This is a genomic window from Cellulomonas sp. SG140, assembly GCF_025770785.1.
Lineage (GTDB): Bacteria > Actinomycetota > Actinomycetes > Actinomycetales > Cellulomonadaceae > Cellulomonas.
This window is the reverse complement of sequence record NZ_JANZLA010000004.1, coordinates 291239-306857: the sequence shown is the minus strand read 5'-3', so window position 1 is coordinate 306857 and position 15619 is coordinate 291239. Positions and strand designations below refer to the sequence as shown.

Annotated in this window: 15 protein-coding genes; 8 read left to right on the top strand and 7 right to left on the bottom strand. The window is 74.3% G+C overall.

All coding sequences use genetic code 11. From position 1 onward, the window contains the following. Positions 1–8: 8 nt before the first annotated feature. Together N0B34_RS10145 and N0B34_RS10140 are read left to right on the top strand one after the other, a co-directional pair. A complete protein-coding gene (locus N0B34_RS10145; protein WP_263731250.1) occupies positions 9–1433 on the top strand; it encodes a bifunctional glycosyltransferase family 2/GtrA family protein in 1425 nt (474 codons plus the stop codon). Then, the gene (locus tag N0B34_RS10140; RefSeq protein ID WP_263731249.1) at positions 1430–3688 is read left to right on the top strand and encodes a glycosyltransferase family 39 protein; all 2259 of its coding nucleotides are present in this window, start codon (positions 1430–1432) and stop codon (positions 3686–3688) included. The genes N0B34_RS10145 and N0B34_RS10140 overlap by 4 nt, the downstream gene beginning before the upstream one ends. On the opposite strand, the gene N0B34_RS10135 is transcribed toward N0B34_RS10140, so the two are convergent. Beyond that, positions 3628–4113 carry a hypothetical protein gene (locus N0B34_RS10135; protein WP_263731248.1) on the bottom strand — a complete coding sequence of 162 codons (486 nt, stop codon included), beginning with the start codon at positions 4111–4113 and terminating at the stop codon, positions 3628–3630. The two genes, N0B34_RS10140 and N0B34_RS10135, sit on opposite strands and share 61 nt — an antisense overlap. Positions 4114–4170: 57 nt before the next feature. Then, positions 4171–4503 (bottom strand): hypothetical protein, encoded by a 333-nt coding sequence (locus N0B34_RS10130; protein WP_263731247.1) that lies wholly within the window; start codon positions 4501–4503, stop codon positions 4171–4173. Between the two features lie 217 nt (positions 4504–4720). On the opposite strand from N0B34_RS10130, the gene N0B34_RS10125 reads away from it, so the two are divergent. Further along, complete coding sequence (locus tag N0B34_RS10125; protein WP_263731246.1) at positions 4721–5242, top strand: GNAT family N-acetyltransferase; 522 nt, start codon at positions 4721–4723, stop codon at positions 5240–5242. Between the two features lie 30 nt (positions 5243–5272). Here the strand turns inward: N0B34_RS10125 and N0B34_RS10120 are convergent, their stop codons facing one another. Further along, positions 5273–5953, bottom strand: a complete 681-nt coding sequence (locus N0B34_RS10120; protein ID WP_263731245.1) for a hypothetical protein — start codon at positions 5951–5953, stop codon at positions 5273–5275. Positions 5954–6071: 118 nt separating this feature from the next. Here N0B34_RS10120 and radA point away from each other — a divergent pair, with 118 nt between their 5' ends. After that, entirely contained in the window at positions 6072–7535 is a 1464-nt protein-coding gene (radA, locus tag N0B34_RS10115) for a DNA repair protein RadA (RefSeq protein ID WP_263731244.1), read from the top strand. Positions 7536–7644: 109 nt separating this feature from the next. Beyond that, positions 7645–8718 carry a DNA integrity scanning diadenylate cyclase DisA gene (gene disA / locus N0B34_RS10110; RefSeq protein WP_412175726.1) on the top strand — a complete coding sequence of 358 codons (1074 nt, stop codon included), beginning with the start codon at positions 7645–7647 and terminating at the stop codon, positions 8716–8718. A gap of 55 nt (positions 8719–8773) precedes the next feature. Here disA and N0B34_RS10105 read toward each other — a convergent pair whose 3' ends face one another. Next, a complete protein-coding gene (locus N0B34_RS10105; protein ID WP_263731243.1) occupies positions 8774–9412 on the bottom strand; it encodes a hypothetical protein in 639 nt (212 codons plus the stop codon). Positions 9413–9522: 110 nt separating this feature from the next. Further along, on the bottom strand, positions 9523–10230 hold the full coding sequence (locus N0B34_RS10100) for a GNAT family N-acetyltransferase (RefSeq protein WP_263731242.1): 708 nt from the start codon (positions 10228–10230) through the stop codon (positions 9523–9525). 63 nt (positions 10231–10293) lie between these two features. Between N0B34_RS10100 and N0B34_RS10095 the strand changes: the two genes are divergently transcribed. Then, positions 10294–11217 carry an A/G-specific adenine glycosylase gene (locus N0B34_RS10095; protein ID WP_318529982.1) on the top strand — a complete coding sequence of 308 codons (924 nt, stop codon included), beginning with the start codon at positions 10294–10296 and terminating at the stop codon, positions 11215–11217. Positions 11218–11229: 12 nt separating this feature from the next. Here N0B34_RS10095 and N0B34_RS10090 read toward each other — a convergent pair whose 3' ends face one another. Then, positions 11230–11730, bottom strand: a complete 501-nt coding sequence (locus N0B34_RS10090) for an amino-acid N-acetyltransferase (RefSeq protein ID WP_263731240.1) — start codon at positions 11728–11730, stop codon at positions 11230–11232. 68 nt (positions 11731–11798) lie between these two features. Continuing rightward, a complete protein-coding gene (locus N0B34_RS10085; RefSeq protein WP_263731239.1) occupies positions 11799–12788 on the bottom strand; it encodes a sugar-binding transcriptional regulator in 990 nt (329 codons plus the stop codon). A 176-nt stretch (positions 12789–12964) separates the two neighbouring features. On the opposite strand from N0B34_RS10085, the gene N0B34_RS10080 reads away from it, so the two are divergent. Further along, positions 12965–14785: a glycerol-3-phosphate dehydrogenase/oxidase gene (locus N0B34_RS10080; RefSeq protein ID WP_263731238.1), complete on the top strand. Its 1821-nt coding sequence runs from the start codon at positions 12965–12967 to the stop codon at positions 14783–14785. A gap of 41 nt (positions 14786–14826) precedes the next feature. Next, the gene (locus tag N0B34_RS10075) at positions 14827–15597 is read left to right on the top strand and encodes an MIP/aquaporin family protein (RefSeq protein ID WP_412175725.1); all 771 of its coding nucleotides are present in this window, start codon (positions 14827–14829) and stop codon (positions 15595–15597) included. The last annotated feature ends 22 nt before the right edge of the window (positions 15598–15619 follow it).

The following is a 15619-nucleotide window of genomic DNA, read 5'->3' as shown; positions in this document are numbered from 1 at the left end:
CTCGAGGCATGGACACCACCAGCCTCGACCAGCCGGCTCCCGCGCCGGCGCCGGACCAGGTCCCCCGGACGCCGCTCGCGCCGGTGCTCGACCTGGTCATCCCGGTGCACGACGAGGAGAAGGACCTGGAGCGCGCCGTGCGCGCCACCCGGCGGTACCTCGACGAGCACTTCCCCTACCCGGCACGGCTGACCATCGCGGACAACGCCTCGACGGACGGCACGTGGGCGATCGCCCTGCGGCTCGCCCAGGAGCTGCCGGGCGTGCGACTGCTGCACCTCGAGGCCAAGGGCCGCGGGAGGGCGCTCCGCACCGCCTGGACCGCCTCGGACGCCGCCGTGCTCGCCTACATGGACGTGGACCTGTCCACCGACCTGTCGGCCCTGCTGCCGCTGGTCGCCCCGCTGATCTCGGGCCACTCGCACCTGGCCATCGGCACCCGGTTGTCCCGCTCGTCGCGGGTGCTGCGCGGCCCGCGCCGCGAGGTGATCTCCCGCTGCTACAACGTGCTGCTGCACGGCACGCTGGCCGCGCGGTTCTCGGACGCGCAGTGCGGGTTCAAGGCGATCCGCGCGGACGCGGCCCGGCAGCTGCTGCCCCTGGTCAGCGACACGGGCTGGTTCTTCGACACCGAGCTGCTGGTGGTGGCCGAGAAGGCCGGGCTGCGCATCCACGAGGTGCCGGTGGACTGGGTGGACGACCCGGACAGCCGGGTGGACGTGGTCGCGACGGCTCGGGGCGACCTGGCCGGCATCGTCCGGCTGGCACGCGAGCTGGTCTCAGGGCGGCTGCCGCTGCAGGAGATCCGCCAGCACCTGACGCTGGCGTCCGACGCGGCGTTCGCGGCGGACGAGACGGCGTACGACGAGGCCGTGGCCGACGAGGTCGACGCCGCGTCCGGGGGGACACCACACCCCGGCAGCACCGCACGTCGCGACCGCCGGCTGCTCGGTCAGCTGGTCCGGTTCGCCGCCGTCGGGGTCGCCTCGACGCTCGCCTACGCGCTGCTGTACCTGGTGCTGGCCCCGGTCTTCGGTGCGCAGGCCGCCAACGTCCTGGCGCTGCTGATCACGGCCGTGGCCAACACCGCCGCGAACCGCGCGTTCACGTTCGGCGTCCGCGGCCGGAACCGCGCCGTGCAGCACCAGGGACAGGGGCTGCTGGTGTTCGCCCTGGCCTGGGCGCTGACGTCCGGCTCGCTGACGGGCCTGCACCTGCTGGCGCCCGGTGCCGGGCGGACGGCCGAGCTCGTCGTGCTGACCGTCGCCAACCTCGTCGCCACCGTCCTGCGCTTCGTCCTGCTGCGCGGCTGGGTGTTCCGCGCCGCGGCCGCACCGGCCGCCGCGCTCGTGCCCGGCTCACCGACCACCGCGGCCGCGCTCCCGGCACCGGCTGCCACGACCGTGCCCGCCACGGAAGGGATCCTCCGATGACCACCACCGCCCCGATCCAGCCCCCCGGCGCCGCCGGCGGCCCCGCACCCATCCCGGCGCCCGTGCCCCTCGGCACCCCGGCCTTCGACCCGACCACAGGCCCGCACCCGACGGACGTCACCCCGTCCGACGGCGCCCCGGCCCCCCTCGGCCCACGCCCGACGCTCACCGACCTCCCCGCCCACCGCCGCTGGGACACCCCCGCGTTCGTCGGTCTGCTCGTCGTCACCGCGGCCCTGTTCCTCTGGAACCTCGCCGCCTCCGGCTACGCCAACTCCTTCTACTCGGCGGCGGCCCAGGCCGGCAGCAGGTCCTGGTCGGCATTCCTCTGGGGGGCGTCCGACGCGGGCGGCTCCATCACCGTGGACAAGCCCCCGGCCGCCCTGTGGGTGATGGGGCTGTCGGTGCGGATCTTCGGCCTGTCGTCCTGGTCGATCCTGGTGCCGCAGGCGCTGATGGGCGTCGCGTCCGTCGCCCTCCTCTACCGCACGGTCCGCCGCCACTTCGGTGCCACGGCCGGCCTGCTGGCGGGCGCCGTCCTGGCGCTGACCCCCGTCGCGGCCCTGATGTTCCGGTTCAACAACCCGGACGCCCTGCTGGTCCTGCTGCTGATCGCCTCGGTGTGGGCCACCATGCGGGCGGTCGACGGCCCACGCACCACCCGGTGGATGGTCCTGGCCGGCGTGTTCGTCGGACTCGCGTTCCTCACCAAGCAGCTGCAGGCGTTCCTCGTCCTGCCCGGCCTGGCGGCCGTGTTCCTGTGGGCCGGTCCCGTGCCGCTGCTCAAGCGGGTCCGCGACGGCCTGCTCGCCGTCGCCGCGATGGTCCTCTCCGCCGGCTGGTGGGTGGCACTCGTGGAGCTGTGGCCCGCGTCGTCCCGGCCGTACGTCGGGGGCTCGCAGACCAACTCGTTCCTCGAGCTGACGTTCGGCTACAACGGCCTCGGCCGCATCACCGGGAGCGAGGTCGGGTCGGTCGGCGGCGGTGGCGGCAACGCCGGCGGCAACTGGGGCGCCACGGGCATCACCCGGATGTTCGGCTCCGAGGTCGGTGGTCAGATCGCGTGGCTGGTGCCCGCCGCGCTGATCCTCGCGGTGGCGGCGCTGTGGCTGCTGCGTCGCGCGCCGCGGACCAGCGGTGCCCGCGCCCAGGTCGGTGCCTGGCTCGCGTGGCTCGTGGTCACGGGCCTGACGTTCTCCTTCATGGCCGGCATCTTCCACGCGTACTACACCGTCGCCCTCGCCCCGGCGGTCGCCGCCCCGGTCGGCATCGGGTCGGTGCTGCTGTGGCGGCGGCGCACGACGATCGCCGCGCGCCTCGTCCTGGCCGGAACCACGCTGCTCACCGCGGCGTGGGCCTGGCAGCTGCTCGGCCGCTCGTCCACCTGGCTGCCGTGGCTGCGGGTGGCGATCCTCGCCGCCGCCGTCATGGGCGCGGTGCTGCTGCTGGCCGGGCCCGGCCTGGTCGGCGGGCGTGCCGGCCGGCGCATGACCGGCGTCGGTGCCGCGGTTGCCCTGGCCGCCTCGCTGGCCGGGCCCACCGCGTACACGCTGCAGACCGTGTCCACCGCGCACACGGGCTCCATCGTGAGCGCCGGTCCGACCGTGGCCGGCAGCGGGTTCGGCGGCGGTCCTGGCGGGATGCGCGGCCAGTTCCGCGGTGGCCAGTTCCGCGGTGGCCAGTTCCCGGGTGGCACGCAGGGGCAGCCTCCGGTGGGTGCACCGGGCGGGACGACGGGTCAGCTGCCTGGCGGTCAGCCGGGCACCGGCTCGACCGGGACCGGCCAGACTGGCACCGGCGCCGTGCCGAGCCAGGGCTTCGCCGGCCGCACCGCCGGTGGCGCAGGCGGCATGGGCGGCCTGCTCAACGGCACGACGGTCAGCGCCACCCTCAAGACGATGCTCGAGGCCGACGCCTCGCGGTACCGCTGGGTCGCCGCGACCACCGGCTCGCAGAACGCCGCGAGCTACCAGCTGGCCACGCAGCAGTCCGTGATGCCGATCGGCGGCTTCAACGGCTCCGACCCGTCACCGACCCTCGCGCAGTTCCAGGCGTGGGTCGCCGCCGGCCAGGTCCACTACTACATCGGTGGCAGCGGCCTCGGCCGGTCGAACGGCGGCTCGGACGTCGCCGGCCAGATCAGCTCGTGGGTCGCCGCCACCTACACCGCCCAGACGGTCGACGGGGTGACGGTCTACGACCTCACGGCCCCGGCATCCGGCTCCGCCTCCTCGTCGTCCACGACGGGGGCCTGACCCGCGACCATCGCCGTCACATCGGTGCGAGGCAGGTAGGCCAGCGCACGCAGACCGGGCCCGGCGGTCCGCTCGAGCAGGAAGTCCCCGACCAGCTCGAGCGGGCCACCGGGCCCCGCCACGTGCCACTGCGCGGTCACGACGAGACGGGCCGCACCCAGCTCCACCACGTCGACCCGTCCCAGCCGCGGCGCGGGCAGGTCGGCCATCGCGTGCTGCCGGCCGACGACCGCCGCGACGAACCGCTCGCTCGGCAGCGCCGTCGTCGACGGCGGGGCGCCACCGGCGACGCCGGCACCGCCGACCAGGATCACCGGCCCGAGCAGCCGCTGCGCCACTGCAGGATCGTCGAGCCGGGTCCAGTCCTGGAGAAACTGCCGGACGGCGGGATCGAGGCCCGCCAGAGAATCGTCATGTGAAGACATGACATTCTATTATATCACAATTCTTGCATTTGTGTCACATTTGTCCGCCGTCGAGCGCTACCGCTGCATCGGCATCGACTCCAGCACGCCGCCCGAGTCCGCATCGAGCACCACCAGCTGGTTCCCGCTGAGCCCGCTCGGCGGCCGGAAGTCGGGGATCTGCCCGCAGGTGCGCCGGTCCCAGCTCGAGACAACGCGGCCCGTGGCCGCGTCCACGAGCGCGGTCCGTGGGTGCTCCCGCAGCTGGGCGGGCCAGTCCGCCGGATCGGTCAGCACGTTCCCGTCCGCGTCCGCCGGCGTGGAGCTCCACCAGCCCTCGACATCGCCGGGGAGCGGGGGCTGCGGTGGGAACTCGGCGCAGAGCGTCGGTGTCGGCGTCGGAGCGCTCACGGGCCCGCTCACCGGCCCCGGCGCCGCACCCGCGACGCCGCACCCCCCGAGAAGCAGCACCGTCGCCACCGCCGCCGCGGACCCGTACCTCGTGCCCATCCCGACCGCCCCCTGACGTCACCGTCACCGTAGCGGCGGCGACCTCTCCGCCGAGGCCGTTCGGGCGTCGTCCCGCCCACCACCCCTGCCACCGGCGACCGCCCCCTACCATCGGCGGATGCCCGAGCCGACCCTGCTGCTCCGCCCCCTGACGACGGCCGACGAGGCCCAGGCGCTGCTCGCCGAGCGCGAGCTCGCCGCCGAGGGTTTCGACTTCCTCGTCGGGCGCGACGGCCGGCCGTTCGACCGGTACGTCGAGCTTCTGGCGGCGACGCGGGAGGGGCGCGACCTGCCGCCGGGCTACGTGCCGGCGACGTTCCTGGTCGGCGTGGTGGACGGCGACCTGGTCGGCCGCGTGTCCGTGCGGCACCGGCTGAACGAGTACCTCGCCCGCGTCGGCGGGCACATCGGCTACGGCGTCCGGCCGGCCTACCGCCGGCGCGGCTATGCCACCGCGCTGCTCCGCGGGGGTCTGGCGATCACGGCCGGTCTCGGCATCGAGCAGGCGCTGGTGACGTGCGACGACGCCAACGTGGCGTCAGCGGCCGTCATCGAGCGCTGCGGCGGCGTGCTCCAGGACGTGCTGGCGGACGGTGCGGCACGTGTGCGGCGCTACCTCGTACCGACGAGCCGGGTGTAGGCGGCCGACGAGCGACCAGGTCGCCCCGGCTCAGAGCGGGAACGCCGTGTAGGCGGCGTACGCCTCCGCAGCGGGCGCGACCAGCATGAACACCGACTGGCCGTTGGTCCACACCGCCGTCGCGGTGCCGTCCCCGGAGTCCACCACCGAGTAGGTGCCGACCGTCGCACCACCGGCGGTGACGTCCCCCGACTTCGGCAGCCCGGCGGTGGCGGTCGAGCTCGCTCCGGCCGACGGGGTGGCGGCGGCCGAGGCGGTCGGTGCGGGCGTCGCCACGGCCGCCACCAGGGTCGCCGCGAACGCCTTCGCCTGGTCGGCGGTCTCCCACTGGCCCGCACGCAGCTTCAGCGTGTGCGCGGACCCGTCCGTGTACGTCTCCTCCCACGCCTCGAGGGCACCGGCGTTCTGCCAGGCGGTGTCCGCCGTCGAGGTGGCGAGCGCGTACTGCAGCACGCTGGTCGGCAGCGCCTTGGCGAAGGCGGAGGTCGCCTGCCGCGCGACGGCCGTGACGGTCGGCGTGGGCGACGGCAGCACCACGGTGCTGGCGGCGGCGGGCGAACCGGTCGCGCCGCTCTTGCCCGAGCGCTGCGACAGCACGACGCCGACGACGATCCCGGCGACCACCACCACGGCGGCGACGATCGCCACCGGAAGCAGCCAGGCCGGACGCCCGCCCGTCCCCGACCCGCTGTGGTGTGCCGTCTCGCTCATGCCGTCCCACCCCCGCACCGCCGGCCGAGCGCCGGACGGACGGCAGCCTATCGACGCGTCCGCCGCGTCGTGCCCCTGCTCCGGGGCCGTGTCGGTGCCCACCGCTACCGTCCGACGCGTGACCAGCACCTCCGTGCGCCGCCCGGCGACCCCCCGTGGTGACGCCGCTCGCGCCGACCGCAGCCGCCCGGCCTTCCGCTGCGTCGAGTGCGGGTGGACCACGTCGAAGTGGGTCGGCCGTTGCGGCGAGTGCCAGGCGTGGGGGTCGGTGTCCGAGGACGTCGGGCCGGGCGGCGGCGCGCCCCGCACGGCCGCGGTGGTGCCGACACGGTCGCCCGCACGGCCCATCGGCGAGATCGACGTGGAGGCGGCCCGGGCCCGTCCCACAGGTGTGTCCGAGCTGGACCGCGTGCTCGGCGGCGGGCTCGTGCCCGGCGCCGTCGTGCTGCTGGCCGGCGAGCCGGGCGTCGGCAAGTCCACGCTGCTGCTCGACGTGGCCGCCCGCACGGCCGCTGCCGGCCGCACCGTGCTGTACATCACCGGCGAGGAGTCCGCGGGCCAGGTCCGGCTCCGCGCCGACCGCATCGGAGCGCTGCACCCCGGACTGCGGCTGGCGGACGAGACGGACCTCGCCACCGTCCTGGGTCACGTCGAGCAGGTCGACCCGGACCTGCTGGTGCTCGACTCGGTGCAGACGGTCGCGTCCGCCCTGGTGGACGGCACGGCCGGCGGTGTCGCGCAGGTCCGAGAGGTCGCCGCGGCCCTGATCGCCACCGCCAAGAGCCGTGACCTGCCGGTGGTGCTCGTCGGCCACGTGACCAAGGACGGGTCGGTGGCGGGCCCACGGACGCTGGAGCACCTGGTGGACGTCGTGTGCCAGTTCGAGGGCGACCGGCACTCTCGCCTCCGGATGCTGCGCGCCACCAAGAACAGGTACGGCCCGACGGACGAGGTCGGCTGCTTCGACCTGTCGGAGCGCGGCATCGTCGGCCTCGCCGACCCGAGCGGTCTGTTCGTGTCCCAGGCGCTGCACCCGGTGCCCGGCACCTGCCTGACGGTGACGCTCGAGGGCCGCCGCCCGCTCGCCACAGAGGTGCAGGCGCTCGTCGCACCGAGCGCGGCACCGAACCCGCGCCGGACCACCTCCGGGGTCGACTCCGCCCGGCTGTCGATGGTGCTCGCCGTGCTGCAGCGCCGGCTCGGCGCACGCCTCTCCGACCAGGACGTCTACGTGTCCACCGTCGGCGGGGCCCGGGTCGTCGAGCCGGCAGCCGACCTGGCGCTGGCACTCGCGACCGTCAGCGCGCGGGAGGACGAGACGTTGGTGCGCGGGCTGGTCGCGGTGGGCGAGGTCGGCCTCGCCGGCGAGATCCGGACGGTGGCCGGGGTGGACAGGCGGCTGGCGGAGGCCGCTCGGCTCGGCTTCCGGCGGGCCGTGGTGCCGGCCGGCAGCCTCGAGGGCCTCATCGTCCCGGAAGGCATGCAGGTGATCGGCGCCGGCGACCTGGCGCAGGCGGTCGACGCCGCGGGAGTCGGTGTCCCCGCCAATGTGACCCGGCTGCGGGGTGGCCAGCACGGCTGACCTGCTCCGGGTCGACGCCGTCGTGCCCGTCCCGCGGGCGGTGCCATCTCACCCGAACGCCCGCGGACCCCTCCAGGCTCTCCGCAGCATCGGCCTATACCATCGCCTGGTGCCTGCCCCGTCCCAGGAGGAGCTGCTCCGCTCCACCCTCAGCGCCGTCGCGCCCGGCAGCGGCCTGCGCGACGGGCTCGAGCGCATCCTGCGGGGGCGGACCGGGGCGCTGATCGTGCTCGGCATGGACGAGGCCGTCGAGCGCCTGTGCTCGGGTGGCTTCGTGCTGGACGTCGAGTTCAGCGCCACCCGCCTGCGCGAGCTGTGCAAGATGGACGGCGCCGTGGTGCTGGACCCGGTGACCAACCGCATCGTCCGCGCCGCGGTGCAGCTGCTCCCGGACCCCAGCATCGAGACGTCCGAGTCGGGCACCCGTCACCGCACCGCCGAGCGCGTCGCCAAGCAGACCGGCCTGCCGGTGATCTCGGTGTCCGCGTCGATGCGGATCATCGCGATCTACGTCGGCGACGCCCGGCACCAGCTCGAGGACTCGACCACCATCCTGTCCCGCGCCAACCAGGCGCTGGCGACCCTGGAGCGGTACAAGGCCCGGCTGGACGAGGTCAGCGGCACCCTGTCGGCCCTCGAGATCGAGGACCTGGTCACGGTGCGGGACGTGTCCGCGGTGGTGCAGCGCCTAGAGATGGTGCGCCGCATCAGCGAGGAGATCGACGGCTACGTCGTCGAGCTCGGTTCCGACGGCCGCCTCCTGGCACTGCAGCTCGACGAGCTGATCGCCGGGGCGGGCGCCGATCGGGCGCTGGTGATCCGCGACTACGTCGACACCTCGCGCCGCGACGTCGACCAGGTGCTGGCCGCCCTGGCCGACCTGACGTCCACCGAGCTGCTGGACCTGGCGCACATCGCCCGCGTGCTGGGCCTGCCGGGCAGCACGGACACGCTCGACGGCGCGGTCGGCCCCCGCGGCTACCGCCTGCTGTCGCGGGTCCCGCGCCTGCCCAGCACCGTGGTCGACCGGCTCGTCGCACACTTCGGCGGCCTGCAGAAGCTCCTCGCGGCCGGCGTGGACGACCTGATGTCCGTCGACGGTGTCGGCGAGCAGCGCGCCCGGTCGGTCCGCGAGGGACTGTCCCGGCTCGCCGAGTCCAGCATCCTCGAGCGCTACGTCTGACACCCGTCCCGCTGGGGTCGTCGACGACCCTCCGTGCCGCCCGTGCAGCGCGAGCTCAGTGCAGGACGAACACCGCCGGCCCGCCGGTCGCGCCCGCGAGGTTCAGCGTCGCCTGGTACGTCCCCGTCCCCGGACGTGACAGCCCACCGGGGCACCCGGCCGCCGAGCGCACCCGGTTCCACGGCACCTGGGTGGTGTCGGACTGGCCCGCGGCCAGCAGCAGCGTCCGCCGCGGTGCGTTGGCGGCCACGCAGTCCTTGGACGACCACACCCGGTCCGCACCGGACGTGATCACCACCTCGCGGTAGGCGTCGCCGGCATCGACCAGGCACGGCGCCGTCCCCGTGTTCTTGATGGTCACCGTGAACGTCGGGCTGACGCCGGCCGGCACGTCCACCGCCGTCGGCGTGAGGCCGAGCGCGAGCTGTGCCGGCTGGCAGTCGCCGACACCCCCACGCAGGGACGGTGTGGGGGTCGGCGTCGGTGACGGGCTCGCCGGCGCGGCGGGTGCCGCCGCGGACGTCGTCGCCGACGTGGTGACCGGTGCGCGGGCGGCGGCGCGGTCCGCGGCCTTGCCGGCCCACGGGTGGATCACGACGAGCACCAGGAGCAGCAGCACCAGCGGCACGCCGAGCACCACCGCCCGTCGCACCCAGTACACCCGGGCCGGCAGCCTCCGGCTCGTCGTCGCCACGTTCGTCGCCCTCCGTCGTGCAGGCGGCCGCCCCCACCGGACGCCCGTCGGGCAACCACGCTACGAAGCGCAGCGAACGGATCCGCGCAGGACGCGCCCGCGCGGGGTCCCTACAGCTCGAGCCGGACGATCGCCCGCCCGTGCCGCGGCCGCGCCACCAGCTCGAAGCCGGCGCGCTGGAACAGGTGCAGCGTCCCCCGGTGCAGCGAGTCGCCCTCGGGCTCGGACCGCTCGGAGGTGTCCGCCGGGTACCCCTCGAGCCAGCCGGCGCCGGACGAGCGGGCGTGCTCGACGGCCGCGTCGAGCAGCGCGGTGGCGACCCCACGCCGGCGGAAGCCGGCGCGCACCACGAAGCAGGTGACGGACCACACCGCGGGGTCGTCGGGCTGCGTGCTCGGCACCGACATCGCGCTGCAGCTGCGCGCGCGCACGAACTCCGCGCGCGGTGCCACGGAGCACCAGCCGACCCGTTCGCCCCCGATGCTCGCGATGACCCCGGGGGCCGGTGAGTCCTGCGCGATGCGGGCGGCCAGCCGGGCCCGCAGCTCCGTCGGCGTCAGGGTGTGCAGCTCCGCACCGGACAGCCGGTCGGCCTGGCACCAGCAGTGGGCGGCCGCACCGTGGGAGCCGATCACCTCGTCCACCTCGCCGATGGACCGGCACAGCGCGGTCTGCACCACGGGTCGCGCTGACACCACGGGGATGCCGGCGGTGGTGGGCGGCGGCTGGTGCACGCAGGTGGTGGTCCCGGGCGTCGCCGACCGTTGCGTCACCCAGTGGGTCCGCGCACCGGTGTCCGCCGACGGGCCGTCGACCATGTGACGACGGTACGCGTGGGGCGCTCTTCCTGTCCTGGGACGAACGTCTGGGACCATGGTCCGGTGCTCGAGGGCCCGCCTCCGCTGTCGTCGGACGCCGCCGCACTGCACGGCACGCTCCTCGACTGGTACCGGGACAACGCCCGCGACCTGCCGTGGCGGGCGCCGGACCGGACGGCGTGGGGCGTGCTGGTCAGCGAGGTGATGCTGCAGCAGACGCCGGTGGTCCGGGTGGAGCCGGCGTGGCGGGCATGGATGGACCGCTGGCCCACCCCGGCGGCGCTGGCCGCGGCCTCGACGGCGGACGTGCTGCGCGCGTGGGACCGGCTCGGGTACCCCCGGCGGGCGCTGCGGTTGCGGGAGTGCGCGTGCACGCTCGTGCAGCGGCACGGCGGGCAGGTCCCCGACGACCCGGCCGCGCTCCGCGCGCTGCCCGGAGTCGGGGAGTACACCGCCGCCGCCGTGCTGGCGTTCGGGTTCGGCCGTCGGTCCGTGGTGCTGGACACCAACGTGCGCCGCGTGCTGGGCCGGCTGCTCGGGGGGACCGCCCTGCCGCCGCCGGCCCAGACCGTCGCCGAGCGGCAGCGCGCCGCCGCCTGGGTGCCCGACGACGACGCCACCGCCGCCCGGTGGGCGGTCGCGACGATGGAGCTGGGTGCGCTGGTGTGCACCGCGCGGTCCCCGCGCTGCGGGGTGTGCCCGGTGGCCGACCGCTGCGCCTGGCTGCTCGCCGGGCGGCCGGACGACGAGCACGCCCACCGCCGCCGCACCCAGGCGTTCGCCGGCACCGACCGGCAGGTCCGTGGACGGGTGATGGCCCTGCTGCGAGAGGCGCTCGAGCCGGTCCCGGCGGCGGGCGTCGAGGCGGTGTGGCCGGACCGCACGCAGCTGGAGCGGGCGGTGCGGGGCCTGCTCGCGGACGGCCTCGTCGAGACCCTGCCCACGGCGTCCGACGACGAGCCGGCCCGGTACCGGCTACCCGCCTGACCTGCGCGGCCGCTACAGCTCCAGCAGCATCCGGGTGTTGCCCAGGGTGTTCGGCTTCACGCGCGCCAGGTCCAGGAACTCCGCGACGCCGTCGTCGTGCGAGCGCAGCAGCTCGGCGTAGACGGACGGGTCCACCGGCGTCCCCTGGATCACCTGGAAGCCGTGCGAGGCGAAGAAGTCGACCTCGAACGTCAGGCAGAACACGCGCGCGAGGCCGAGGTCCCGGGCGCGCTCCACCAGGCCGCCGAGCAGCGCGTGCCCCACGCCGTGCCGGCGCTGGTCGGGGCGCACCGCCAGCGTGCGGATCTCGGCGAGGTCCGACCACATGACGTGCAGGGCGCCGCAGCCGACCACCTCGTCGTCGACCACGGCGACCAGGAACTCCTGGACGGCCTCGTAGTACCCGACCCACTCCTTGGGCAGCAGGATGCGCTGCTCGGCGTAGGGCTCCACCAGGTCGTGGACGGCGTGCACATCGGCGGGCACGGCGGCCCGGACCACGACCTCGCTCACGCGGGTCACGGTACCTGTCGCCCGGCGCGGGCCCCGACCCGGGTTCGACGTCGCCGGGGCGCAGAGCCCTACGTCCGCGAGCGCGGCCGTCCGACCCGCGGCACGTCGACGTGCTCGAGCAGCCCGGTCGCCGTGATCTCGTCCACCACCAGGTCGGTGACCACCCCGGCGCGCAGGGCGGCGAGCAGCGGCGCCACCTTGTTGTCACCGGCGACGACGCACACGCGCCGCGGGATGTGCTTCAGCTCGTCCGGCGACGGGCCGGTGGCACGGGCGTTCAGCGGCACGTCCGCCCACGAGCCGTCGGCCCGCAGGAACACCGTGCACACGTCGCCCACCACGCCCTCGTCGTGCAGCGCCTGCACGTCGTCGTCGTCCAGGTACCCGGCCGAGTACACGTGGCTGGGCACGGCACCGGCCACCGCACCGACGCTGAACAGGGCGATGTCCACGCGCGCCTGCATGTCCAGCACGCGCCGCACCGACCGTTCGCGCCACATCGCGGCCTTGGTGTCCGGGTAGTCGAAGAAGGCCGGCACCGAGAAGTGGTGCACGCCCGCGCCGAACGCCGTCCCGAACGACGAGATCAGGTCCGACGCGTACTCGATCCCGCTGGTGCGCATGTTGGCGGCGCCGTTCAGCTGCACCACCGCCGACCCCCGGGTGGCCTTGGGGGTCAGGTACCGGGAGACGGCCGCCAGCGTGGTCCCCCAGGCGACCCCGAGCACCATGTCGGAGTCGAACCACGAGGTCAGCAGCTTGGCGGCCGTCATCGCGACCTGCTCGAGGCGTTCCACGGTCCCCGCCGAGTCGGGCACGGCCACCACGTAGGCGTCGACCCCGAACGCCGCGGTGAGCGAACGGCCGATGCCCGGTGCACGCGTGCTCGCCGGCCGGAGCGTGATCTCGACCAGCCCGGACTGCCGTGCGCGCTTGATCAGCCGCGAGACGGTGGAGCGGGAGGTCCCGAGGTGCCGGGCGATGACCTCCATCTTCATGTCCTGCAGGTAGTACATCGACGCGGCCCGCAGCACGTCCTGCTCCCGCTCCACGTACACAGGTGCCTCCTCGCCCCTGCGTGCACATTTGTGCACTGCTGTTGCGCGTACGTTCCGCCGCTGCCGAGGATAGGGCGAAACCGGGCCGTTCGTCCCGGGCCCATGGCCCGAACGGCCGCGACACCGTCGTCGCGACAGCCCGGCAGCACCGTCACCAGCACCGAGGAGCCAGCCACATGAGGACCGCCCCGCTCACCGTCCAGGCCCGGACCGACTCCCTGGAGCGGTTGCGTCGCTCGACGGAGCGGGACTCCGAGCTGGACATCCTGGTGATCGGCGGTGGCGTGACCGGTGCCGGCATCGCGCTCGACGCGGTCACCCGCGGGCTGGACGTGGCGATGGTCGAGGCGCAGGACTGGGCGTCGGGCACGTCGAGCCGGTCGTCGAAGCTGGTGCACGGCGGCCTGCGGTACCTGCAGATGCTCGACTTCCACCTGGTGCACGAGGCGCTGACCGAGCGGGACCTGCTGATCTCCAAGCTGGCGCCGCACCTGGTCAAGCCCGTCAGCTTCCTGTACCCGCTGGAGAACCGCGTCTGGGAGCGCGCCTACGTCGGCGCCGGCGTCGCGCTCTACGACACGCTGGCCACCGCGTCCGGCACCCGCCGCGCGATGCCGATCCACCGCCACCTGACCCGCAAGGGCATGGAGCGGATGTTCCCGGACCTGCGGCACGACGCCGCGATCGGCGCCATCCGCTACTGGGACGCCAGCGTCGACGACGCCCGCCTGGTCGAGACGCTCGTCCGCACCGCCGTCTCCTACGGCGCCCACGCCGCCTCGCGCACGCAGGTGCTCGACCTGCACACGACCACCGGCGGCGCCGTCAGCGGCGCGCTGCTCGAGGACCTGGAGACCGGGGAGCGGTTCGACGTGCGGGCCCGGGCCGTCATCAACGCGACCGGCGTCTGGACGGAGAAGACCGAGGCCCTGGCCCGCAGCGGCGGTGGCCTGCGGGTGCTGGCCAGCAAGGGCATCCACATCGTCGTGCCCCGCGCCCGCATCCAGGGCGACACCGGCCTGATCCTGCAGACCGAGAAGTCGGTGCTGTTCATCATCCCGTGGTCCCGCTACTGGGTGATCGGCACCACGGACACCCCGTGGCACCAGGAGCTGACCCACCCGGTCGCCACCAGCGCGGACATCGACTACGTGATCGAGCACGCCAACGCGGTGCTGGCCCGGCCGTTGACCCGCGAGGACGTGATCGGCGTGTGGGCCGGCCTGCGGCCGCTGCTGCAGCCCGGCACCAAGGAGGGCACCAGCTCCGCCAAGGTGTCCCGCGAGCACACCGTCGCGTCCCCGACGCCGGGGCTGACGGTGATCGCCGGCGGCAAGCTCACCACCTACCGCGTGATGGCCAAGGACGCGGTGGACTTCGCCATCGGCTCGCGGGCGACGACGCTGCCGTCGATCACCCACGAGGTGCCTCTGGTCGGTGCGGAGGGGCTGCGCGTGTTCCAGCGGCAGGCGCGGGCCATCGGGCTGCGGTACGGCTGGGAGCAGCACCGGATGGACCATCTGCTGCACCGGTACGGCTCGCTGCTCGGCGAGCTGATCGACCTGGTCGACGCCCGTCCCGAGCTGGCGCAGCCGCTGCACGGCGCCCCGGCGTACATCGGTGCGGAGATCGTCTACGCGGCGACCCACGAGGGCGCCCTGCACCTGGACGACGTGCTGATGCACCGCACCCGGCTCAACTACGAGCAGGCGGACAAGGGCGTCGGCGCGCTCGACCAGATCGCCGACCTGCTGGCGGCCGAGCTCGGCTGGGACGCCGCGACCCGCGAGAAGGAGATCGAGGCGTACAAGGCCCGGGCCAAGGCGGAGCACGACGCCGCCGAGCAGCCCGACGACGCCTCGGCCGAGCACGTCCGGCTGCAGGTGCCGGACCTGTCGCCGATGCAGCCGCTCGAGGGCGTCGCGACGCCCGGGACCGGCACCGGCTCGGTCGGCCCGGGTTCCGCCGGGTCGGCCGGCACCACGGGGCACGCCTGACGGCTGCCCCCTCAGGACCCCCGCGACCGATGTCGCGGGCGATGCAGACAACGACGTCGACGAAAGAGGTCCACGTGAACTACACGATCGGGCAAGCCTTCATCTCGGAGGTGCTCGGCACCGGAATGCTGATCCTTCTCGGTGGCGGCGTGGTTGCCAATGTGATCTTGCCCAGGAACAAGGGTTTCAACGGCGGGTGGATCGTCATCACCTTCGGATGGTGCATCGCCGTCATGGCCGGCGTGTACGTCGCCTTCAAGTCGGGCGGCTACCTGAACCCCGCCGTGGTTCTCGGCGTCTGGGCGTCCGGCGCCAAGACGCTGGCCCCGGGCATCGACATGACCGCGACGAACGCGCTGCTGTTCATCGTGGCTGAGCTCCTCGGTGCCTTCATCGGTGCCGTGCTGGTGTACCTCGCCTACAAGAAGCACTTCGACGAGGACGCCGACCCGGCCACCAAGCTGGGCGTCTTCTCCACCGGCCCGGCGATCCGCTCCTACGCCTGGAACTTCATCACCGAGGTCCTGGGCACGTTCGTCCTGGTCTTCTGGGTGCTCGTGTCCGGCAAGACGCCGGCCCAGATCGGCCCGCTCGCCGTGTCGCTCATCGTCCTCGGCATCGGCCTGAGCCTCGGTGGTCCCACCGGGTACGCCATCAACCCCGCCCGTGACCTCGGCCCGCGCATCGCGCACTTCGTGCTGCCGATCCGGGGCAAGGGCTCCAGCGACTGGGCGTACTCCTGGGTGCCGGTCTTCGGCCCCATCGTCGGCGGCGTGCTCGCCGGCCTGACCGGTCACTGGTTCGTCGGCTGACCACCGTCCACGGCACATCTGA